Origin of the sequence: Mycobacterium sp. M26 (assembly GCF_001494595.1) — a bacterium.
Taxonomy (GTDB): Bacteria; Actinomycetota; Actinomycetes; order Mycobacteriales; family Mycobacteriaceae; genus Mycobacterium.
The window spans coordinates 2,354,344-2,374,056 of sequence record NZ_LN929908.1; the positions used below are offsets into that span (position 1 = coordinate 2,354,344).

Genomic DNA, 19,713 nt, shown 5'->3' on the forward strand with positions numbered 1-19,713 from the left:
TCATGTCGTGGGCAACAGGTCTTTCCACGACCGCTCAGCACCCGGCTTCACCAGATCCGACTGCCGGAACACGCTGCCGTCCGGGGTGGCGTACTGACCGGTTGCCGGGTCGTACGTCGCAATGGCCACCGAGGGTCCCGTCGGCCCTCCGGTGAAGGCGCTGGGCGCCACCCCACCACCGGAGTCCATCGGCGCCAGGTCGGGAACCGGTGCCGGCGGCGGGGCGTCGGCGGGCGGTACCTGGGCCGCGGCCGGAGCCAGCGGAGCCTCAGCCGGCGGTGCCGGTGCCGCGGGGGCAGGTCCCGGTGGCCGCGGGGTGCCCTGCAGCGGTCCGTAGATGTTGTCGTTGAGGGTCACCCGGTCATCCGGCGGAATGCCCTGCGAGACCAGGTTCGGGTCGAACGGGTAGGGCCCGGTCGCGTGCTGGCGCATGGCCAGCGGCTCGAACGGCTTGTCGCTCTCGCACAGCTCGGCCGTGGGCGCCCGCTTTCCGGGCTGCCCCTGGCACGGGTAGTTGCGCGCACCGCGGACCGCGATCGGCGAGTCCTGCGGAAGCTTGCAATACAGCCCGTCCGGGGTGTCGATATCGGACAGGTCAGCAGGCGAACGCCACGAGGACGGCGGCAGGAAGCCGACGGTGCACGCCGGTGGGTCGCTGATGCCGACGGTGAAGTCGCCCTTGGCCATACCGACCGGGTTGTTCATCGGGCCGATGGACTGGATGGAGGCGATGTAGGGCGGCAACAGCACGAGCAGCTGCTCCAGCGACGCGTGATAGGTCACGCCCACCTGGCCGATGGTTGTCAGGTTGGCCAGCAACACCGGCAACGTCGGCTTCACCTGGTTCAGCAGGGCCGAGGCTTCATCGGCCGCGCCGGGACCGTTCTGCAGGATCTCCCGCCACTGCGGATCGTTGGTCACCAGCTGGCCGCTGATCCCCGCCAGGCTGCGGGCCCAGGTCTTGATGGAGTCAGTGGAAGCCAGCTGACCGTCGAGCAGCGGCCGGCTGTCCTCGATCAGGGTGCGGGTTTGGTCTCCCGAGCTGTTGAAGTCGGCAGCCAGCCGCGACGCCGAATCGGCCAGCACACTGAGGTTGTCAGCGGTGCCGTTGAGCGCCTTGAACGACTCGTCGAGCAGGTCCGGGATCCGGTCCTTGGGGATGCTCTTGAGCAGCGCGCTGACCTGGTCGAGCATCGGCCCCACCGCCTGCGGCACGGTGGTGTTCTTGGCCGGGATCACCGAACCGTTCTCCAGGTACGGCCCGGAGTCGGTGTTGGGCACCAAGTCGACGTACTGCTCACCGACCGCGGACACACTGAGCACCCGGGCCTGCAGATCAGCGGGTACCTTCGGCGACGTGGCCAGCGACAGCGTGGCTTCCGCGCCGGTCTTGGTCGGCCGCACCTCGGTGACCTTGCCCAGCTGCACGCCGCGATAGGTCACATTCGAGAACTGGTAGAGCCCACCGGTTCTCGGCAACTCCAGTTTGACGGTCATCCGGCCGATCCCGAGCAGTGTCGGGGCCTGCAGGTAGGCGACCACCATCACCGCGATACCGACGATCGAGGCGATCGTGAAGATGATCAGCTGGTTCCGAACGAAGCGGGTCAGCATGTCAGTTGCCACCTCCGTCCTGCGGCACCGCATCGGGTGCCGGTCCGGGAAGCGGGCCGGTTCCCGTGCCGTGGGCGGTGGAGGTGTCGGCGGTCAGAGCCGACTGCGAACTGGTCGCCGAGGCCGGCGGGTCCACCAGCGGCGGAATATCTGCCACCTGGGCCGGTGTCGGGGTCAGCGGTGCCTGCAGCGGATCGTAGGTGTACGTCGCGTAGAACGGATCACCCGGCGCCGGAACCAGTTTCGCGTTCTCATCACCCCAGCGAGTGCCCAGGAACAGTGTGCGCTTGAGCCGCGGCACGGTGAAGTCGAAGATGATGAACTGGTTCATGTAGTCGCCGCGAATGGCACGGTCGACGACGCTCTGGGTGTACGGGAATGTCGGGAAGTAGGACAGTGCGGTGTCGAGCTTCGGGCCGACATCGGCGAGCGCCTTCAAGGTGGGTTCCAGATTCTGCAGGTTGCGCACCAGGTCGGCACCGGAGTCGTTGACCAGCCCGGTGGCCAGGTTGGAGAAATCGCGGAACTTCTCCAGCGCTGTGGTGATACGGGGCCGTTCGTTGATGAGCACGTCGAGCGCCGGAGGGATCCGGTTCAGCGCACTGGTCAGCACCTCGCGCTGGCCGGCGAACGTGCCGGCCAGGTTGTTCAGCGAGGTGACCGCCGCGTTGATGCTGTCGCGCTGATCGGAGAGCAGCCCGACGAAGTCGTTGAGCTGGGTCAGCAGATCCCGGATCTTGTCCTCGCGGCCGTTGAGTGCCGCACTGAACTCGCGCACGAAGTCGCCGATCTGGCCCAGCCCGCCGCCGTTGACCACCACCGACAACGCCGACAGCGTCTGCTCGGTCGACGGGTAGGTCGAGGACCGGTTCAACCCGAGCGTGGCGCCGGGCTGCAGGACCCCGCTGGGTGCCTGGCCCAGTGGCGGGTTCAGTGCCAGGTGCATGGAACCCAGCAGGCTGGTCTGCCCGACCGTCGCGACTGCGTTGGCCGGGATGACGATCCCCGGCTTCACCGAGATCTCAACGTTGGCGTGCCAATCGCTGACCGTCATCTTGCCGACACTGCCGACTACCACATCGCCGACCAGAACCGGTGAATTCGACTCGAGCTGACCGACATTGGCGAGCTCGACGTGATAGGTCTTCGAACCTTCACCGTGTCCGACCGTGCCCGGCAGGGGCAACGAGTTCAGGCCACCGAAAGCACAACCGCTGGTGCTGATCGCGACGCAGGTCGCGATCACCGCCAGGCGGCGCACCGAGTCACGACGGGTCATGATGGCGGTGTCCCTTCGACGGGTGGCGCTGCCGGTGCGGCCGATTCAGCCGGGAGCAGCATGCCTTCGACGGTGGACGGCGGCGGTGCTGCAGGTCCGGTCACCGGTGCCGGCACACCGGGCGGAACGGGGGCACCCGGATACAGCGCGGGCTGAGGGTCGGCAGGAAGACCGTTGGGCGCATACGCACCACGGAAGTTGGGATCCGCGGGCGGGACACCCCAGCCGGCCGGGCCGGGAACGTCACCGTTGTAGCCGGTGTAGGCCGACACCGTCGGCGGAATCTCCGCCGGTGGGGCGTAGCGCGAACCGCCGGGGGCGATCGCGGGATCGGAGTAGATGAGGTTCTCCGGGCTTGGTGACTTGCCGAGGTAGCTGTTGAACGGCAACGGCAGGTAGTTGAAGTTCAGCAACCGCAGCGCCGGACCCAGGTACTGCGCGCACAGCTTGGCAGTCTCGGCGGACGTGGCGTTCTCGATCGCCGCGATCGCGGTGCACACCACGCTCACCGGGTTGGAGAAGTTGGCCAGCGCGAAACCACCCAGTGCGCTTTGGGTGTCGGGGTTGTAGATGTTGTAGGCGTTGCCGATGGCGTTGGGCGCCACGTGCAGCACGTTCTTGAGCACCATCTGGTTGTCCGCGAGGTTCTTGGTCACGCTGGTCAGCCGCTGCAACTGCTCAGTGGTCTGGTTGCGGCTGCCGGCGATGAAGCGCTGGACGTCCACCACGGCACTGGACAGATTGGTCAGCGCGGCATCCAGGTCGGACCTGCTGCCGTCCACCACGCTGGTCAGGCTGGCCAGCCGGTCCTGGAACTGCACGATCTGCACGTTGCTGTCCTTCAGCGCGGTGACGAAGGTCTGCAGGTTCTTGATGGTGTCGACGATGTTGCCGCTGCCGTCGGCGAGCACCCGGCTCACCCCGGACAGTTCGGCGATCGTGTCATGCAGCTTCTGGCCGTTACCGTCGAGCGCATTGGCGGCGCTGTCGATGAACCGGCTGACCGCGGTGGTGGACTCGGCGTCCTTCGGGCCCAAATCCGTTGCCAGCCGGGTCAACTGGGTCTTGACCTCATCCCATTCGACCGGAACCGCGGTGCGGTCGAGGCCGATCACCGCCCCGTCGGCCATCTTCGGGCCACTGTCCTCGTACGGCGGCGTGAGCTGGACATACCGTGCCCCGACGAGGTTCTGCGAGACGATGATCGCCTCGGCATTGGCCGGGATGGGGACATTGCGGTCGACCGCCAGCGACATCTTGGCCTTGGTGCCCTGCGCCTCGATCGACTTGATGGTGCCGACTTTCACGCCGGCCACCCGCACCTCGTCACCCGGGTAGATCGCGGTGGCGCTGCTGAAGTAGGCGGTGATGGCCGTCGGCTTGAAGAAGGCCTGCCGCACCAGCAGTCCGACCCCACCGGCCACCAGCAGGGCCAGGATCACCGCGGCGATCGCCGTCAGCCTCTTGCGGGTCATGGCTGCCCCCATCGCTCATTGGGCTGCGGTATGCCGTTGTACGGGAACGGAATCTCGGCCCGCGGTCCGGCGTTGTCCGGCGGCTGTCCGGCGTCGATGCCGCGGCGGAAGCCCAGCGCGTAGTCGAAGAACGGCTGAAGCGTCTGAGCCGGGCTGAGGTTGGCCACGAACGCGTTGTAGAGGAACCCGCTGTTGACCGCCTCGGCCTGGGTGATCTGGTACTTGGCCAGGCCCTTCATCGCGGCGGTGATGTTGTCGTTGTTGCGCTCCAACATCGCGGTCACCGAGTTGAGCTTCTCCAAGGCGGGGGCCAACTCCTTCTCGTTGTCGGCAACGATTCCGGTCAACTGCTGGGACAGCGCGGAAGTGTTCGCCAGCAGGTTGACGATCGCGTACCGGCGCTCGGCGAGCACGCCCACCAGATCGTTGGCGTTGAGCAGCAGGGTGTTCACCTGTTGGCTGCGCTCCCCCAGGATGCTGGTCACGTTCGCCGCGCTCTTAAGCAGGCTCGCCAGAGATTCGTTGCGCTCATTGATCATTCGCGACAGCTTGCTCAGACCGTCGAATGTCGGCCCGATCTGCGGCGACACCCGGTCCAGGGTGTCCGACAGTGTGTTGAGCGACTGATTCAGCGCGGCGGTGTCGGTGTCGGCGGTGTTCGCGGTGAACTCCGAGAGCGAGTCGGACAGCGAGTACGGCGCCCCGGTGCGCGACACCGGGATGACCTCGGCTGACTTCAGCTCGCCCTTGCCATTGGATTCCAGAGTCAGAATCCGTTGGCCCAGCAGCGTTCCGGTGCGGATGTGAGCGGTGGTGTCGGTGCCCAGGTGCACATTGCCCTTGACCATGAACGTCACCAGCGCCTTACCGCGCTCGAGCGACACGTCGGACACCGTGCCGACCTTGACGCCGGACACCTTGACGTCATTGCCGGCCTGGAGCCCACCGGCCTCGGTGAACAGCGCCTGGTGCTTGACCGAGGTGGCCCAGGTGAGGATCCGTTCGGGCGCCAGCCCGACGGTGATGACGAGCACGATCAGCGCCAGGCCGATGAAGCCCGACCTGATCAGAGAGGAACCGCGGTATTTGAGCATCAGGGCTCCCCACACCTTCCACTGTGTTGCATGATCCAGGGGAAGTAGGCGGTACGGCCCTGCAGGTCGGTGACCCGGAAGGACAGCCCGCACAGATACTGGTTGAGGAAGCTTCCGTAGGCGCCCAGGCGCACCAGCTTCCGGTAGTTCTTCGGCGCCTTCTGGATCGAGATGTCCAGCAGCTCCTTGTCCTGATCGAGCAGCGGGGCCAGCCGGCCGAGCTGGTCGATGGTGCCGGCCAGCGGGGCGCGCGCCTGACCGAGCAGGTCGGTCAGCGAGGCGGTTCCGTTGTCCAGCGCGGTGACGGCCTCACCGATCGGGTCCTTGTCGGCGGCCAGGCCGGTGACCAGTTTCTCCAGCTTGTCGACGGCGCCGGAGAACTTGTCACCGTCCTTGGAGATGGTGGCCACCACCGTGTTGAGGTTGTCGATCAGCGCTTGCACGGTCTGTCCGTTGTCGGCCAGTGCGTTGGAGAACGACGAGGTCTTGGAGAACAGCGACTCGATGCTGCCCTCCTGACCCTGCAGGATCTGGATCAACGAGTTGGTCAACGCGTTGACGTCCTGCGGGTTGAGGCCCTGCACAACAGGTTTGAGGCCGCCGAGCAGAAGGTCGAGGTCCAAGGCGGGCTCGGTGCGGTCCAGTGGGATGCGGGAGCCGGCGGGCTGGATCTTGCCCGATCCGGGGCTGTCGACCAGTTCGAGGTAGCGGTCACCGACCAGGTTCAGATACCGCACCACGGCCTTGGTGCCCTGGGTCAGGACGATCGTGCGGTCGGCGTTGAAGTCGACGATCACCTTGTTGTCCGGTTGCAGCGCAACGTCGGTGACGGTTCCGACCCGGACGCCGGCCACCCGCACCGAATCTCCGGACTTCAGGCTCGAGGCGTCGGCGAACTCCGCGGAGTAGCCGTTGTCCGAGCCTGACCGGTACTGGCCGAAGATGGCGAACAGCGCCGCGGTCAGCAGCAACATCACGACCCCGAAGATGCCGACCTTGACGAGGGTCTTCCACGTCGCGGTCATCCGGGCTGTCCAATCTGTGCGGTGTTGCGGGGCGGCCCGTCGATCGGCCCGAACAGCGCCTGCTTGAGCGCATCCGAGTTGAGCAGGATGCCCTGGTTGCCGTACTGGGCCTGGTTGGTGCCGATGTCGGTGACCACGAACGGTGCGCTCTTTTCGAACGGCACCTTGGGCAGGTCCGTGCACTGCGGGCCGCCCTTGGCGGCGACCTTAGGCAGGTCCTGCGGGTAGCGGTAGCGCTCACGGCCGAGGAAGAACGACTGCAGCAGAACGACACCCGGTAGCGACTGGCCGGGACCGGTGGCCAGCGGGAGCAGGCCGGCGATTCCGCAGTAGAGCGCGTCGTGGTACTGGTTCAGCAGGTCGGTGGTGGGCACCAGCAGGTGCAGCACGTCGGTGAGCGCCTGGCGGTTGGTCGACAGCACCTCGGTGCCGACATCGGCCAGGCCGATCGCACTGACCAGCAGGGTGTCCAGGTTCTGGTTCTGGTCGACGATGGTGTCGCTGATCTTGCTGGCGTTGTCCACCGTCGCCACCAGATCCGACGAGGCCGATGCGTAGGCATCGAAGACCGGTGGGGCAATCGCGATCTCGTGATTCAGGGTGTCAAGGCTCGGGTTCAGTTTGGCCAGTGCAGAGTCGAGGTCGACCAGCGACTGGCCGAACTTCTGGCCGCGGCCGTTGAAGCCCTTTGCGATCGCTCCCAGCGTCTGGTTCAGCTTGGCCGGTTCGATCTCGGACAGCACGTTGACCAACTGCTGGAAGACGGTGTTGATCTCGACAGTGACGTGGTTGCCCTGGATCACCTGATCGGCGCGCAGCGTCTGCGCCGAGGGATCCGCCGGCGGCACCAGTTCGACGAACTTGGACCCGAACACCGTCGAGGAGGTGATGTCAGCGCCGACATTGGCCGGGATGACGTCGACCATCTTGGGGTCGATCGCCAGGTGCAGGGCGGCCTTGCCATCCGGCAGCGAATCGATCGAGGCCACCTTGCCCACCTGGGCGCCGTTGATCTTGACCTTCGCGTCGGGGTTCATCACCAGGCCGGCGCGGTCTGAGATCACCGTCACCGGAACAGTTTTGGTGAAGCTGTCATTGAACAGCCCGACTGCAATGGCGACGATCGTCGCGAGGGCGACGACTGTCACCAAGCCCGCCAGCGGGCGGGCGATACCTGATTTCATCGGGTTCCTCGCCTATCCGGACAGGTTGAAGTTGCCGTTGGAGCCGTAGATGGCCAGGGAGACCAGCAGGGTCACCGAGACCACCACGATCAGGGATGTGCGTACCGCGTTGCCCACCGCGACCCCGACTCCCGAGGGTCCGCCGGTGGCGAAGTAGCCGAAGTAGGTGTGGATCAACAGGATCGTGATCGCCATCAACACCGCCTGCAGAAATGACCACAGCAGATCGATCGGGTTGAGGAAGGTATTGAAGTAGTGGTCATAGAGGCCACCGGACTGACCGAACAACACCACGGTGGTGAACTGGCTGGCCACGAAGGACAGGATCACCGCGATCGAGTACAGCGGGGTGATCGCCACCATGCCGGCCACGATCCGGGTGCTCACCAGGTATTCGACCGGGCGGATGCCCATCGACTCCAGGGCGTCGATCTCCTCGTTGATCCGCATCGCGCCCAGCTGGGCGGTCACCCCGGCGCCGAAGGTGGCGGCCAGCCCGATCCCGGCGACTACCGGCGCACTGATGCGCACGTTGATGAACGCCGCCAAAAAGCCGGTCAGCGCCTCGATGCCGATATTGCCCAACGAGCTATAGCCCTGCACCGCCAGCGTGCCACCGGCGGCCAGGGTCAAGAACCCGACGATGACCACCGTGCCACCGATCATCGCCAACGTGCCCGCCCCCATGGAGATCTCGGCAATCAACCGAATGATCTCCTTACGGAAATGCACCGCCGCATGCGGCGTCCCACCAATCGCACGGGCATAGAACAGCGTGTGATCACCAATGCGGCCCAGCGTCCCGATGGGTCGCTTGAGCTGCCGGGTCAATCGCGGGTAGACCGCTGGGAGTGCCATGGGTGCGTTCCTCTACCGGGTGGTCATGCGGATGCCGATGGCCGTCACGACCACATTGACCACGAACAACGCCATGAAGGCGTACACCACCGTCTCGTTGACCGCATTACCCACCGCCTTGGCACCACCACCGGAAATCGTCAACCCCCGATAACAGGCCACCAACCCCGCGATCAACCCGAACAACGCCGCCTTGACACACGAGATGATCACCTCCGGCACCCCGGTCAACAACGTGATCCCCGCCGCGAACGCCCCCGGATTCACATCCTGAACAAACACCGAAAACACATAGCCACCCAAAATGCCGATGATCACCACCAACGAATTGAGCAACAGCGCAACCAGACCCGAAGCCAACATCCGCGGCGTCACCAACCGCTGCACCGGGTTGATCCCCAACACCTCCATCGCGTCGATCTCTTCACGAATCGTGCGCGACCCCAAATCCGCACACATCGCCGTCGCCCCCGCACCGGCCACGATCAACACCGTCACCAGAGGGCCCACCTGCGTCACCGCACCAAACGCGGCACCGGCACCCGAGAGATCCGCCGCGCCCAACTCCCGCAACAGGATGTTCAACGTGAAGCTCACCAACACCGTGAACGGAATCGCCACCAACAACGTCGGCGCCAACGACACCCGCGCCACAAACCACGACTGCTCCAAAAACTCCCGCCACTGAAACGGCTTATGGAACACATAACGCACCGCATCAGCCGACATCGCAAACAACCCACCGATCGCCTGCATCGGCCCCGACACCCCACTGCGCAGGGCAATACCCGGCGACCAACGATCTGCTGCGCGGTTTGTCATTGCGTGTTCAGAGCCTCCATCGTCGTGCCGGACGGACATTCGGCTATGTACCTACGCGTCAATAAAACTGGAACACGTTTCAATGGCGCTTTGGCAGAGTAGTGCACTTATCGCCCGTCTGGAAGCAGATCCCGAGAATCGAGACGATAGGCGCGTCGCGGTACCCAACAGGCTTCCATGAGCGACTAGTGCACCCCAGATTCCACGTCGCCCACCGCGGTCTCCCACCCAGTGGGACCACGGCAGAGCGGCCGTAACCGCGCTGCACAATTCTCTTCTACGAGCACGCCGACAAGCCGCATTCACCCAAGGAGAGCAGTCCCTTATGGCCAGCAGTGAGCGTTATGCCGACCGTCGAGTCCTGATCACCGGCGGCGGTTCGGGGATCGGCCAGGCGTGTGTCTTGCGCATCCTCGACGAGGGTGGCCGGGTGGTGGCCGCCGATATCAGCGAGTCGGGCCTGAAGGACACCACCGCCAAGGCCGGCGACTTGGCGGCCCGGTTGTCCACGGTGGTGATCGACGTCGGCAGCGAGGACTCGGTGAAAGCCGGTGTCGGCGAGGCGGTCTCCACGTTGGGCGGGCTGGACACCTTGGTCAACGTGGCCGGCATTCTGCGCTCGGCGCATTTCGAGAACACCTCGCTGGCCGACTTCGAGCAGGTGTTGCGGGTGAACCTGGTCGGCACCTTCCTGGTCACGCGGGAGGCGCTGCCGGCTCTGCGCGGGGGCAACTCCCCCGCGGTGGTCAACTTCAGCTCGACTTCAGCGGCGTTCGCCCACCCCTACATGTCGGCCTATGCCGCCTCCAAGGGCGGCGTGCAGGCGATGACGCACGCACTGGCCGCCGAGTTCGCCAGGGACGGCATCCGGTTCAACTCTGTACAGCCCGGCTCGATCTCATCGGGGATGACCGACGGCAGCGGCGAATCGAAGCAGAGCGTCGGCCCCGGGCTGCCCGAGGACGCCAACTACAAGTTGTTCGGCCGGGTGGCCCCGCTGCTGCCGTTGCCGGACGGTGCGATCTTCGCCAACCCGGATGCGGTGGCCGCCGTGGTCGCGATGCTCGGTAGCCCGGATGCGTTCTTCGTCTCCGGCACCGAAGTGCGCGTCGATGGTGGCGCGCACATGTGATCAGGCGTTGATGCCTGCGGTCAGGATGGCCGCCAACTCCCGGTAGGCGGCCGCGTCGTCGAGACCGGTGGCCGTGCGCACCGTCCCCTGCTGGATGCGGACCATCGCGGCTGCCGCGAGGTCGGCGGCGAAGGCTGCGTGTACGTCGCGGAAGTCCCCGGCGGCGACGCCGTCGGCGATCAGCTCCCCTACCCGGCGGGCGGCGATGGCGGTGTTCTGTTCGTAGACCGCCCGTGCGGGCCCGAACGCGTCGAGATCCGCCATGAACCTCGCTGAGGCCGCTCCCAGCGCGGCCCCCACCGCGGTCAGATAGGCGGTGATCCGCTCCCGCGCTCCGGTCACCCCGGCGACCTGCTTTTCGACGTCGTCGGTAGCACAGCGGAAGAAGTGCACGGTGACCGCGTGCACAAGTTGTTCCTTACTTCCGGCGAGGGTGTAGAGCGTGCCTTTCGAGCAGTGCAGCCGGGCGGCGATGTCGTCGAGCGTCAGATGGGCGAACCCTTCGGCGAGGAACAGCGCCAGCAGTGCGTCGAACAGCTCGCTGCGACGTTTGGTGCCGAAGTCGGGGCGGGTCGCCATCCCTGAATAGTACTGCAGGATGTAATTCAGTACTATCTCTGGTACCAACAGAGAGGCCATCCATGCCCGTCGACCGACTCCTTCCGAACCAGGACGCCACTGATCTCATCGCACTCACCCGCGAGATCGCCGACAAGGTGCTCAGCCCGATCGTCGACGAACACGAACGCTCGGAGACCTATCCCGACGGAGTGTTCGCCCAGCTCGGAGCGGCCGGGCTGCTGAGTCTGTCCCAGCCCGAAGAGTGGGGCGGCGGCGGTCAGCCCTATGAGGTGTATCTGCAGGTTCTCGAGGAACTGGCGGCCCGGTGGGCGGCGGTCGCCGTCGCGGTCAGCGTGCACAGCCTGGCGTGTCACCCACTGCTGGCGTTCGGCACCGACGAGCAGAAGCGGCGCTGGCTGCCCGGCATGCTCTCCGGGGAGCAGATCGGCGCCTACAGCCTGTCCGAACCGCAGGCCGGGTCCGACGCCGCCGCCCTGCGCTGCGCCGCGGTTCCCACCGGGGACAGCTACCTCGTCAACGGCTCGAAAGCGTGGATCACCCACGGCGGGATCGCCGACTTCTACAACCTGTTCGCCCGCACCGGAGAGGGATCGAAAGGCATCACCTGCTTCCTGGTTCCCGGCGACCAGGCCGGCCTCAGCTTCGGCAAGCCAGAGGAGAAGATGGGACTGGCCGCGGTGCCCACCACCTCGGCCTTCTATGACAACGCCGAGATCGGCGCCGACCGCCGGATCGGCGCTGAAGGCCAGGGTCTGCAGATCGCCTTCAGTGCACTGGACGCCGGCCGGCTCGGTATCGCCGCCGTGGCCGTCGGCATCGCCCAAGCCGCGCTTGACGAGGCGTGCTCCTATGCCCACGAGCGAACGACATTCGGCCGCAAGATCATCGATCACCAGGGTCTGGGTTTCCTGCTCGCAGACATGGCCGCGGCGGTCGCCAGCGCCCGAGCCACCTACCTGGATGCCGCGCGCCGCCGCGACGCGGGCCTGCCGTACTCGCAGGCCGCCAGTGTCGCCAAGCTGATCGCCACTGACGCCGCCATGAAGGTCACCACCGACGCCGTTCAGGTGCTCGGCGGCGTCGGCTACACCCGTGACTATCGGGTGGAGCGCTACATGCGGGAAGCCAAGATCACCCAGATCTTCGAAGGAACCAATCAGATCCAGCGGCTGGTTATCGCACGCGGGCTCGCAACGGTCTGAACCCGGATAAAATCCGTCCGGCGACACTGATGACCGGTGCCGTCCCACGGAAAGCCGCGTCCCTACCGGGGTTCTGACGAGGGATTCCATCGAATAGATCCAACTTTGTTGCGGAATCGGTTGCGCGAAGCCCGTAAATCCGCGATGGTTTTAGCCACGGGAGCCGACGCATCGTCATGTCTGTCGGCCGACGGGACTATAAGGAGGACGGGCCCTGACCGAGACCGGCGCCACCGCCACCGAACAGACCACCGGGGATACCGGATCCACGCGAACCAACGGCAAGCCCGTCATCGAGATCGACCATGTCGTCAAGCGGTTCGACGACTACATCGCGGTCGCCGACGCCGACTTCTCCATCGGAGCCGGTGAGTTCTTCTCGATGCTGGGTCCCTCCGGGTGTGGAAAGACCACCACCCTGCGGATGATCGCGGGGTTCGAGACACCGACCGAGGGCGCCATCCGCCTCGAGGGTGTCGACGTCTCGCGCGTGCCACCGCACAAGCGCAACGTCAACACCGTGTTCCAGCACTACGCGCTGTTCCCGCACATGACCGTGTGGGACAACGTCGCGTACGGGCCGCGCAGCCAGAAGAAAGACAAGGCCAAGATCAAGAAGAGCGTCGACGAGATGCTCGAGGTGGTCCGGCTGACCGACTTCGCCCAGCGCAAGCCCTCCCAGCTCTCCGGCGGCCAGCAGCAGCGCGTCGCACTGGCCAGGGCGCTGGTCAACTACCCCAGCGCGCTGCTGCTCGACGAGCCCCTGGGTGCGCTGGACCTGAAGCTGCGCCACGTCATGCAGTTCGAACTCAAGCGGATCCAGCGCGAGGTCGGCATCACGTTCGTCTACGTGACCCACGATCAGGAGGAAGCCCTGACGATGAGTGACCGGATCGCGGTCATGAACCAGGGCAACGTCGAGCAGATCGGTACCCCCACCGAGATCTACGACCGGCCCGCCACGGTCTTCGTCGCCGGCTTCATCGGCCAGGCCAACCTGTGGCATGGCCGCCAGACCGGCCGGGCCAACCGTGACTACGTCGAGGTCGAGGTGCTGGGCAGCACGCTGCGCGCCAAGCCGGGTGATACCACGATCGAGCCGGGTGGTCAGGCCACGCTGATGGTTCGCCCCGAACGGGTGAGGGTGGCGATGGAACAGCTCACCGGCGATGTCGCCACCGTGCCGGCCAAGGTCGTCGACCTGACTTTCCAAGGGCCGGTGCTGCGGTTGTCGCTGGCGGCCGACGACGGTTCGCCGATCGTCGCCCATGTCGGTCCCGAGCAGAATCTGCCGATGCTGCGCCCCGGTGACGACGTGTACGTGGGCTGGTCCCCGGATGCCTCGCTGGTGCTGCCGGCCGCCGACATCCCGACCACCGAAGACCTCGAAGAGATGCTGGACGACTCCTAAACCGCCCCGCGCTCGCCCGACAACCTGCTTTCATCAATCGACCTCCCCTTACGAAAGGCTTTACGGCACATGGCCAAAGAGATCGACCCTCGACTTCTCGCCCAGCTCGCCTCCCGGCGCCGGTTCATCGGTGGCGGTGCCGCCGCTGCCGCCGCCCTGGTCCTGGGCCCCTCCTTCCTGGCCGCGTGTAGCAAGTCGGAGGAATCCTCGGGCACCGCGAGTGGCCCGACCACACCGTCCGACGACGGTTCGCCGGCGACCGGCAAGCTGCGCATCTCCAACTGGCCGCTGTACATGGCCGACGGTTTCGTGGCCGCCTTCCAGACCGCGACCGGCCTGACCGTGGACTACAAAGAGGACTTCAACGACAACGAGGAGTGGTTCGCCAAGAACAAGGAACCGCTGTCGCGCAAGCAGGACATCGGCGCCGACCTGGTGGTGCCCACCCAGTTCCTGGCCGCCCGGCTCAACGGTCTGGGCTGGCTCAACGGCATCAGCGAAGCCCGCTGGACCAACAAGAAGAACCTGCGCCCCGATCTGCTGGACGCCAAGGCCGACCCGGGTCGCAAATTCAGCGCGCCCTACATGTCCGGCATGGTCGGTCTGGCCTACAACCGGGCTGCGACGGGCCGCGACATCACCAAGATCGAGGACCTGTGGGATCCGGCCTACAAGGGCAAGGTCAGCCTGTTCACCGATATGCAGGACGGTCTGGGGATGCTGATCCTCAACACCGGCGGTTCGGTGGAGGACCCGACGACCGAAAGCGTGCAGAAGGCCGTCGACCTGGTCAAGGAGAACAAGGACAAGGGCCAGATCCGGCGCTTCACCGGCAACGACTACGCCGATGACCTCGCCTCGGGCAACGTCGTTATCGCACAGGCGTATTCGGGCGACGTGGTGCAGCTGCAGAAGGACAACCCGGACCTGAAGTTCGTGGTTCCCGAATCCGGCGGCACCACCTTCGTCGACACCATGACGATCCCCTACACCACGCAGAACCAGAAGGCTGCCGAGGAGTGGATCAACTACGTCTACGACCGGGCGAACTACGCCAAGCTGGTGGCCCACACCCAGTACGTGCCGGTGCTGTCGGACATGACCGACGAGCTGAACAAGATCGATCCGGGCCTGGCCACCAACCCGCTGATCAACCCGCCGAAGGCCACCCTGGACAAGCTGAAGTCCTGGGCGGCGCTGACCGACGAGCAGACCGCGGAGTTCAACAAGCTCTACGCCGAAGTCACCGGCGGCTGACGGCATGGCCGGTGTAGCCAGTAGCAACCGGCAGCGGAGCAAGCTCGCTCCGTACCTGATGATCCTGCCCGCTCTGATCTATCTCGGGATCTTCTATGTGGTGCCGTTCATCTCGCTGTTCCGCACGTCGCTGTCGAACATGGGCGGGTCGATCTACCTGCCGAAGCTCACGTTCGCGTGGGACTTCAGCAACTACGGTCACGCGCTGAGCACGTATCAGGAGCAGATTCTGCGCTCCTTCGGGTACGCGCTGGCCGCCACGGTGCTGTGTGCTCTGCTGGCCTTTCCGCTGGCCTATGTCATCGCGTTCAAGGCAGGCAGGTACAAGAACCTGCTGCTGGGGTTGGTGATCCTGCCGTTCTTCGTCACGTTCCTGATCCGGACGCTGGCGTGGAAGACGATCCTGGCCGACGACGGCTGGGTGGTCAGCGCACTGAACACCATCGGCCTGCTGCCCTCTGATGGCCGGCTGCTCTCCACCAGCTGGGCGGTGATCGGCGGTCTGACCTACAACTGGATCATCTTCATGATCCTGCCGCTGTACGTCAGCCTGGAGAAGATCGACGCCCGGCTGCTGGAGGCCTCCCGTGACCTCTACGCCACCAACCGGCGGATGTTCGGCAAGGTGATCATGCCGCTGGCTATGCCGGGTGTGCTGGCCGGCAGCATGCTGGTGTTCATCCCGGCGGTCGGTGACTTCATCAACGCCGATTACCTGGGCAGCACCCAGACCAAGATGATCGGCAACGTCATCCAGAAGCAGTTCCTGGTGGTCAAGGACTATCCCGCGGCCGCGGCGCTGAGCTTCGTGCTGATGGCGCTGATCCTGGTCGGCGTTCTGATCTACACCCGGGCGCTGGGCACGGAGGATCTGGTATGACGACCCAGCGAGGAGCGAAGGCGGATCGCGCATGAGCACCGAAGCCGGGGTGGCGATCGCCCACACCATGGACCAGGGCGGTCTGGCCAAGCCGGGCCGGAACTTCCGCGGCACGTTCAAACTGGGCGATCTTGCACTGCGCATCATCGCCGGGCTGGTGCTGTTGTACCTGTTCCTGCCGATCCTGGTGATCATCGTCTTCTCGTTCAACAAGCCGGCGGGCAAGTTCAACTACACCTGGCAGGGTTTCACCCTGGACAACTGGGCCAACCCGTTCAAGTACCCGGCCCTGACCGAGGCGCTGAAGCTGAGCATCAACGTGGCAGCGGTATCGACGGCGATCGCCGTGGTGCTGGGTACCTTGGTCGCCATCGCCCTTGTGCGCCAACGGTTCCGGGGCAGCAAGGCGGTGGACACCTTCCTGGTGCTGCCGCTGACCTCCCCCGAGGTGGTGATGGGTGCCTCGCTGCTGACCCTGTTCCTGGACCTGGGCTGGGCAACCGGTTACACCACCATCCTGATCGCGCATGTGGCCTTCGAGATCAGCTTCATCGCGATGACGGTGCGGGCCCGCATTCGCGGCTTCGACTGGACGCTGGAGGACGCCTCGCTGGATCTGGGTGCCAACCCGGCGCGGACGTTCTTCAAGGTGACGCTGCCGTTGGTGGTGCCCGGCATCGTGGCGGCGGCGATGCTGTCGTTCGCGCTGTCGCTGGACGACTTCATCATCACCTACTTCGTCAGCGGTTCGACGGTGACCTATCCGCTGTACGTCAACGCGGCGGTGAAAGCCGCTGTGCCGCCTCAGATCAACGTGTTGGCCACCGCGATCCTGGTGATCAGCCTGCTGCTGCTCGGGTTGGGCACGCTGTACCGCCGGAAACGCGAGGCCTGAGCTCCGGCACGCTTATCCTTGGCGGGTGAACGTCGAGGCGATCCTGGAGTCCATTCCACCGCTCGCGGTGTACCTGGTGGTGGGTCTCATCATCGGCATCGAGAGCCTGGGCATCCCGCTACCGGGTGAGATCGCACTCGTCAGCGCCGCACTGCTGGCCTCGCGGCACACGCTGGACATTTCGCCGGTTTGGGTGGGCGCGGCCGCCACCATCGGTGCGATCATCGGCGACACGATCGGCTACACCATCGGCCGCCGCTTCGGGATGCCGCTGTTCGAGAAGCTCGGTAAGCGGTTCCCGAAGCACTTCGGTCCAGGACATGTCGCACTGGCCAAACAGCTCTTCACCCGATGGGGCGTGTGGGCGGTGTTCTTCGGCCGCTTTATCGCACTGCTGCGAATCCTCGCCGGGCCGTTGGCCGGTGCCCTGCGGATGCGGTACCCGTACTTCCTGGCCGCCAACGCTTCTGGGGCCATCTGCTGGGCGGGTGGTACCACCGCCGTGGTGTACTACCTCGGGCTGGCCGCCGAGAAGTGGTTGTCGCGCTTCTCCTGGGTGGCCCTGGTGGTGGCCGTCCTCATCGGTATCGGGATGACCATGCTGCTCAAGGACCGCACGCGCGCGCTGATCGAACAACTCGAAGCCGAGCACGACTGGGAGACCCTGCGGCACGCCAAGTAGGCTCCGCAGCCCCTTGCCTGCGCGCCGACAGTAACGTCACGGTGAGATTCCGGCGTCAGAACCGCCATGAGGTTACTGTCGGCGACCTCGCCTCCGCCGCCGGGATGCGGTTTGCCCGCGGCGAATCGGGGGAAGCCCAATTGCCATGGCCGACAATATGGTGCACGGCACCGTGGACCGCGCAACGGACAGCCCGGCATTCGTCAACGCCGCCCGCACCGGCTACGGCGTCAGCGGTCTGCTCCATCTGCTGATCGCCTACATCGTGCTTCGCCTGGCGTTCGGCTCGGCGGGCAATGCCGACCAGTCCGGTGCGATCGCCACGCTGGCCGCCCAGCCCGGCGGCGCGGTGGCGCTCTGGGTCGTGGTGGTCGGCCTGGCCGCGCTGGCGCTCTGGCGGCTGGCCGAGAGTGTGGTGGGATCGCACCCCAACGAGCCGGGCCACTCCGATACGGGTGCCAAGAAGACCTTCAAGCGCGTGAAATCCATTGCGCTGGCGGTGGTGTACGCCGGTATCGCGATCACGGCGATGCGCTTCGCCACCGGCGGCGGCAAGTCCAACAGCGCCGACAACGTCACCCTCACCGCACGACTGTTGCAATCGGGCTGGGGCAAGGCGGTGCTACTGGTGGCGGCCGTGGCGATCATGGCGGTCGGCGGCTATCACATCTACAAGGGGCTGTCGCAGAAGTTCGAGGACGACCTGTCGGTGTCCGGCAATCGTGCCGTGACGGTGCTCGGCACCATCGGGTACGTGGCCAAGGGCGTGGTCCTCGGCGGCGCCGGTGTGCTGCTGGTGGTGGCGACGCTGACCTCCGACCCGGCCAAGGGTGCGGGATTGGACGCCGCGGTCAAGAGCCTGGGCCAGGCGCCGTTCGGCAAGGTACTGCTCGTTGCGGCGGCATTGGGGTTCGCCGCCTACGGCGCCTACTGTTTCGTGCTGGCCCGGTTCGCCCGGATGTAGGTCACTCGGCGAAGTACGTGAGCCGGCTGATGGCCCGCCCGCCCTGGGCCAACTCGGCGATGAGCACCGCGGGTTGCGGACCGGTCAGCGAGACGGTGACCGACGATCCGGCCAGCAGGATCTTGGTCGGCACCCGTCGTTGGATTTCTTCGCGAAAAGCGCTGAACTTCAGGGTTGTTCGTTCGGCCCGGGTGATGGTGGCACCGGAGGTCAGCGTACGCCTGGCGCGCAGTTCATCACCGGCCGCAACGGCATCGAGGAGCGCTCGCACCGTCCGCTTGCCACGGATTCGGGGACCGCGGAACCCTGCCGCGAAACCGACCGCCCCGCGCAACCCCTGGTTGGCCAGCAGCGCCCGGCTCAGTGCCATCCCCTGCGAGCCGGCTGCCACACCGTTGCCCAGGAACTGCCACACCATGGCGGGCAGCTCCCAATATGCCTGCAGCCGTTGAAATTTCCACTCGCCATCCACCGCGCGCAGGTCGTAGCGCAGTACAGCCGGGATCCGCATCCGTACCGTCGGGCCCATGCCCACTTCGAGCACCACATCGCGGATCACCGTCGATCCGCAGACGATGTCGGCGGCGCGGTGAAAGACGATGTCGCGCGGCCCGATGAAGGTGTCATAGAACCGGCCGATCGACAGTGCGCCGACATGCGGTCGTGACCCGACCGGATCCTCGACGCGGCCGTCGGGGGCGAACAGTCCGACCCATCCGGCCCGATCGTGCGCACCGGCTGCTTCCGGTGAACGATCCACCGTTGCAACGAGATCCGAGCGCAGCACAGCCATCAGGAGCTGTGCACCAGTTCCACCCCGTGCCCGCGCATCTCCTCGAGCGCGGCAGCGGTGCTCTGTTCGGCGACTCCGGCGGTCAGGTCCAGCAGCACCCGCGTCTTGAACCCGGCGTCGGCGGCGTCATCGGCGGTTTCGCGCACGCAGTAATCGGTGGCGATGCCGACGACGTCGACTTCGTCGACGCCCCGGGAACGCAGCCATTCGTCCAGTGGGGTGTCGTCGGCGGCACCCTCGAAACCGCTGTAGGCCGCGGTGTAGGTGCCTTTGTGGAACACCGCCTCGATCGGCGCGGTGTCCAATTCCGGGTGGAATTCGGCACCCGGGGTACCGGCCACGCAGTGCGGCGGCCAGGAGTCGACATAGTCCGGCTCGTCGGCGAAATGACCGCCGGGATCAATATGCAGATCCTTGGTCGCGACCACATGGGCGTAGCCGTGCTCCCCGGCCAGCAGCGCGTTGATCGCCCGCACCACCGCGCCGCCGCCGGCGACCGCCAGTGAGCCGCCCTCGCAGAAATCGTTTTGTACGTCAACGATGATCAGCGCCCGCATCCTGTCA

19 protein-coding genes are annotated in these 19,713 nt (G+C 65.8%); 8 read left to right on the top strand and 11 right to left on the bottom strand.

Annotated features, from left to right (window positions below; all coding sequences use genetic code 11):
* From BN3385_RS20605 to BN3385_RS20640, 8 genes are read right to left on the bottom strand one after another with little or no spacing between them, the layout of a single operon-like run.
* On the bottom strand, positions 1-1,614 hold the full coding sequence (locus tag BN3385_RS20605; RefSeq protein WP_059019523.1) for an MCE family protein: 1,614 nt from the start codon (positions 1,612-1,614) through the stop codon (positions 1-3).
* A gap of 1 nt (position 1,615) precedes the next feature.
* Positions 1,616-2,893, bottom strand: a complete 1,278-nt coding sequence (locus BN3385_RS20610; protein WP_059019525.1) for an MCE family protein — start codon at positions 2,891-2,893, stop codon at positions 1,616-1,618.
* The gene (locus tag BN3385_RS20615) at positions 2,890-4,368 is read right to left on the bottom strand and encodes an MCE family protein (protein WP_059019527.1); all 1,479 of its coding nucleotides are present in this window, start codon (positions 4,366-4,368) and stop codon (positions 2,890-2,892) included. The genes BN3385_RS20610 and BN3385_RS20615 overlap by 4 nt, the downstream gene beginning before the upstream one ends.
* Positions 4,365-5,462: an MCE family protein gene (locus BN3385_RS20620; RefSeq protein ID WP_059022245.1), complete on the bottom strand. Its 1,098-nt coding sequence runs from the start codon at positions 5,460-5,462 to the stop codon at positions 4,365-4,367. The genes BN3385_RS20615 and BN3385_RS20620 overlap by 4 nt, the downstream gene beginning before the upstream one ends.
* Positions 5,462-6,487, bottom strand: a complete 1,026-nt coding sequence (locus BN3385_RS20625; RefSeq protein ID WP_059019528.1) for an MCE family protein — start codon at positions 6,485-6,487, stop codon at positions 5,462-5,464. Before BN3385_RS20625 ends, BN3385_RS20620 begins: the two co-directional genes overlap by 1 nt.
* The gene (locus BN3385_RS20630; RefSeq protein WP_059019530.1) at positions 6,484-7,671 is read right to left on the bottom strand and encodes an MCE family protein; all 1,188 of its coding nucleotides are present in this window, start codon (positions 7,669-7,671) and stop codon (positions 6,484-6,486) included. Before BN3385_RS20630 ends, BN3385_RS20625 begins: the two co-directional genes overlap by 4 nt.
* 12 nt (positions 7,672-7,683) lie before the next feature.
* On the bottom strand, positions 7,684-8,529 hold the full coding sequence (locus BN3385_RS20635) for an MlaE family ABC transporter permease (protein WP_059017737.1): 846 nt from the start codon (positions 8,527-8,529) through the stop codon (positions 7,684-7,686).
* Positions 8,530-8,541: 12 nt separating this feature from the next.
* Positions 8,542-9,351, bottom strand: a complete 810-nt coding sequence (locus BN3385_RS20640; protein ID WP_059019532.1) for an MlaE family ABC transporter permease — start codon at positions 9,349-9,351, stop codon at positions 8,542-8,544.
* A 325-nt stretch (positions 9,352-9,676) separates the two neighbouring features.
* Between BN3385_RS20640 and BN3385_RS20645 the strand changes: the two genes are divergently transcribed.
* Entirely contained in the window at positions 9,677-10,483 is an 807-nt protein-coding gene (locus BN3385_RS20645; protein ID WP_059019534.1) for an SDR family NAD(P)-dependent oxidoreductase, read from the top strand.
* On the opposite strand, the gene BN3385_RS20650 is transcribed toward BN3385_RS20645, so the two are convergent.
* Entirely contained in the window at positions 10,484-11,062 is a 579-nt protein-coding gene (locus BN3385_RS20650; RefSeq protein ID WP_059019536.1) for a TetR/AcrR family transcriptional regulator, read from the bottom strand. It abuts the gene before it with no gap.
* Between the two features lie 62 nt (positions 11,063-11,124).
* Here BN3385_RS20650 and BN3385_RS20655 point away from each other — a divergent pair, with 62 nt between their 5' ends.
* The 7 genes from BN3385_RS20655 (at position 11,125) to BN3385_RS20685 (ending at position 18,356) form a co-directional block, all read left to right on the top strand.
* The gene (locus tag BN3385_RS20655; protein ID WP_059019539.1) at positions 11,125-12,267 is read left to right on the top strand and encodes an acyl-CoA dehydrogenase family protein; all 1,143 of its coding nucleotides are present in this window, start codon (positions 11,125-11,127) and stop codon (positions 12,265-12,267) included.
* A gap of 382 nt (positions 12,268-12,649) precedes the next feature.
* Positions 12,650-13,678, top strand: coding sequence for an ABC transporter ATP-binding protein (locus tag BN3385_RS20660; protein WP_286141842.1), 1,029 nt, complete (start codon positions 12,650-12,652; stop codon positions 13,676-13,678).
* A 69-nt stretch (positions 13,679-13,747) separates the two neighbouring features.
* Entirely contained in the window at positions 13,748-14,935 is a 1,188-nt protein-coding gene (locus tag BN3385_RS20665; protein ID WP_059019543.1) for a polyamine ABC transporter substrate-binding protein, read from the top strand.
* Positions 14,936-14,939: 4 nt separating this feature from the next.
* Complete coding sequence (locus tag BN3385_RS20670) at positions 14,940-15,815, top strand: ABC transporter permease (protein ID WP_059019545.1); 876 nt, start codon at positions 14,940-14,942, stop codon at positions 15,813-15,815.
* Positions 15,816-15,882: 67 nt separating this feature from the next.
* Positions 15,883-16,710 (top strand): ABC transporter permease, encoded by an 828-nt coding sequence (locus BN3385_RS20675; RefSeq protein WP_231748874.1) that lies wholly within the window; start codon positions 15,883-15,885, stop codon positions 16,708-16,710.
* A gap of 25 nt (positions 16,711-16,735) precedes the next feature.
* On the top strand, positions 16,736-17,392 hold the full coding sequence (locus tag BN3385_RS20680; protein ID WP_059019548.1) for a DedA family protein: 657 nt from the start codon (positions 16,736-16,738) through the stop codon (positions 17,390-17,392).
* A gap of 145 nt (positions 17,393-17,537) precedes the next feature.
* Complete coding sequence (locus BN3385_RS20685; protein ID WP_156432834.1) at positions 17,538-18,356, top strand: DUF1206 domain-containing protein; 819 nt, start codon at positions 17,538-17,540, stop codon at positions 18,354-18,356.
* A gap of 1 nt (position 18,357) precedes the next feature.
* Here BN3385_RS20685 and BN3385_RS20690 read toward each other — a convergent pair whose 3' ends face one another.
* Together BN3385_RS20690 and pncA are read right to left on the bottom strand one after the other, a co-directional pair.
* The gene (locus tag BN3385_RS20690) at positions 18,358-19,149 is read right to left on the bottom strand and encodes a ketosteroid isomerase family protein (RefSeq protein ID WP_059019552.1); all 792 of its coding nucleotides are present in this window, start codon (positions 19,147-19,149) and stop codon (positions 18,358-18,360) included.
* The gene (gene pncA / locus BN3385_RS20695) at positions 19,149-19,706 is read right to left on the bottom strand and encodes a pyrazinamidase PncA (protein ID WP_059019554.1); all 558 of its coding nucleotides are present in this window, start codon (positions 19,704-19,706) and stop codon (positions 19,149-19,151) included. The genes BN3385_RS20690 and pncA overlap by 1 nt, the downstream gene beginning before the upstream one ends.
* Between the last annotated feature and the right edge of the window lie 7 nt (positions 19,707-19,713).

Excerpts from the sequence above, each read along its gene's own strand:
- BN3385_RS20605 (WP_059019523.1), bottom strand. The coding sequence starts at position 1,614 with ATGCTGACCCGCTTCGTTCGGAACCAGCTGATCATCTTCACGATCGCC.
- BN3385_RS20610 (WP_059019525.1), bottom strand. The coding sequence starts at position 2,893 with ATGACCCGTCGTGACTCGGTGCGCCGCCTGGCGGTGATCGCGACCTGC.
- BN3385_RS20615 (WP_059019527.1), bottom strand. The coding sequence starts at position 4,368 with ATGACCCGCAAGAGGCTGACGGCGATCGCCGCGGTGATCCTGGCCCTG.
- BN3385_RS20620 (WP_059022245.1), bottom strand. The coding sequence starts at position 5,462 with ATGCTCAAATACCGCGGTTCCTCTCTGATCAGGTCGGGCTTCATCGGC.
- BN3385_RS20625 (WP_059019528.1), bottom strand. The coding sequence starts at position 6,487 with ATGACCGCGACGTGGAAGACCCTCGTCAAGGTCGGCATCTTCGGGGTC.
- BN3385_RS20630 (WP_059019530.1), bottom strand. The coding sequence starts at position 7,671 with ATGAAATCAGGTATCGCCCGCCCGCTGGCGGGCTTGGTGACAGTCGTC.
- BN3385_RS20635 (WP_059017737.1), bottom strand. The coding sequence starts at position 8,529 with ATGGCACTCCCAGCGGTCTACCCGCGATTGACCCGGCAGCTCAAGCGA.
- BN3385_RS20640 (WP_059019532.1), bottom strand. The coding sequence starts at position 9,351 with ATGACAAACCGCGCAGCAGATCGTTGGTCGCCGGGTATTGCCCTGCGC.
- BN3385_RS20645 (WP_059019534.1), top strand. The coding sequence starts at position 9,677 with ATGGCCAGCAGTGAGCGTTATGCCGACCGTCGAGTCCTGATCACCGGC.
- BN3385_RS20650 (WP_059019536.1), bottom strand. The coding sequence starts at position 11,062 with ATGGCGACCCGCCCCGACTTCGGCACCAAACGTCGCAGCGAGCTGTTC.
- BN3385_RS20655 (WP_059019539.1), top strand. The coding sequence starts at position 11,125 with ATGCCCGTCGACCGACTCCTTCCGAACCAGGACGCCACTGATCTCATC.
- BN3385_RS20660 (WP_286141842.1), top strand. The coding sequence starts at position 12,650 with ATGCTGGGTCCCTCCGGGTGTGGAAAGACCACCACCCTGCGGATGATC.
- BN3385_RS20665 (WP_059019543.1), top strand. The coding sequence starts at position 13,748 with ATGGCCAAAGAGATCGACCCTCGACTTCTCGCCCAGCTCGCCTCCCGG.
- BN3385_RS20670 (WP_059019545.1), top strand. The coding sequence starts at position 14,940 with ATGGCCGGTGTAGCCAGTAGCAACCGGCAGCGGAGCAAGCTCGCTCCG.
- BN3385_RS20675 (WP_231748874.1), top strand. The coding sequence starts at position 15,883 with ATGGACCAGGGCGGTCTGGCCAAGCCGGGCCGGAACTTCCGCGGCACG.
- BN3385_RS20685 (WP_156432834.1), top strand. The coding sequence starts at position 17,538 with ATGGCCGACAATATGGTGCACGGCACCGTGGACCGCGCAACGGACAGC.
- BN3385_RS20690 (WP_059019552.1), bottom strand. The coding sequence starts at position 19,149 with ATGGCTGTGCTGCGCTCGGATCTCGTTGCAACGGTGGATCGTTCACCG.
- pncA (WP_059019554.1), bottom strand. The coding sequence starts at position 19,706 with ATGCGGGCGCTGATCATCGTTGACGTACAAAACGATTTCTGCGAGGGC.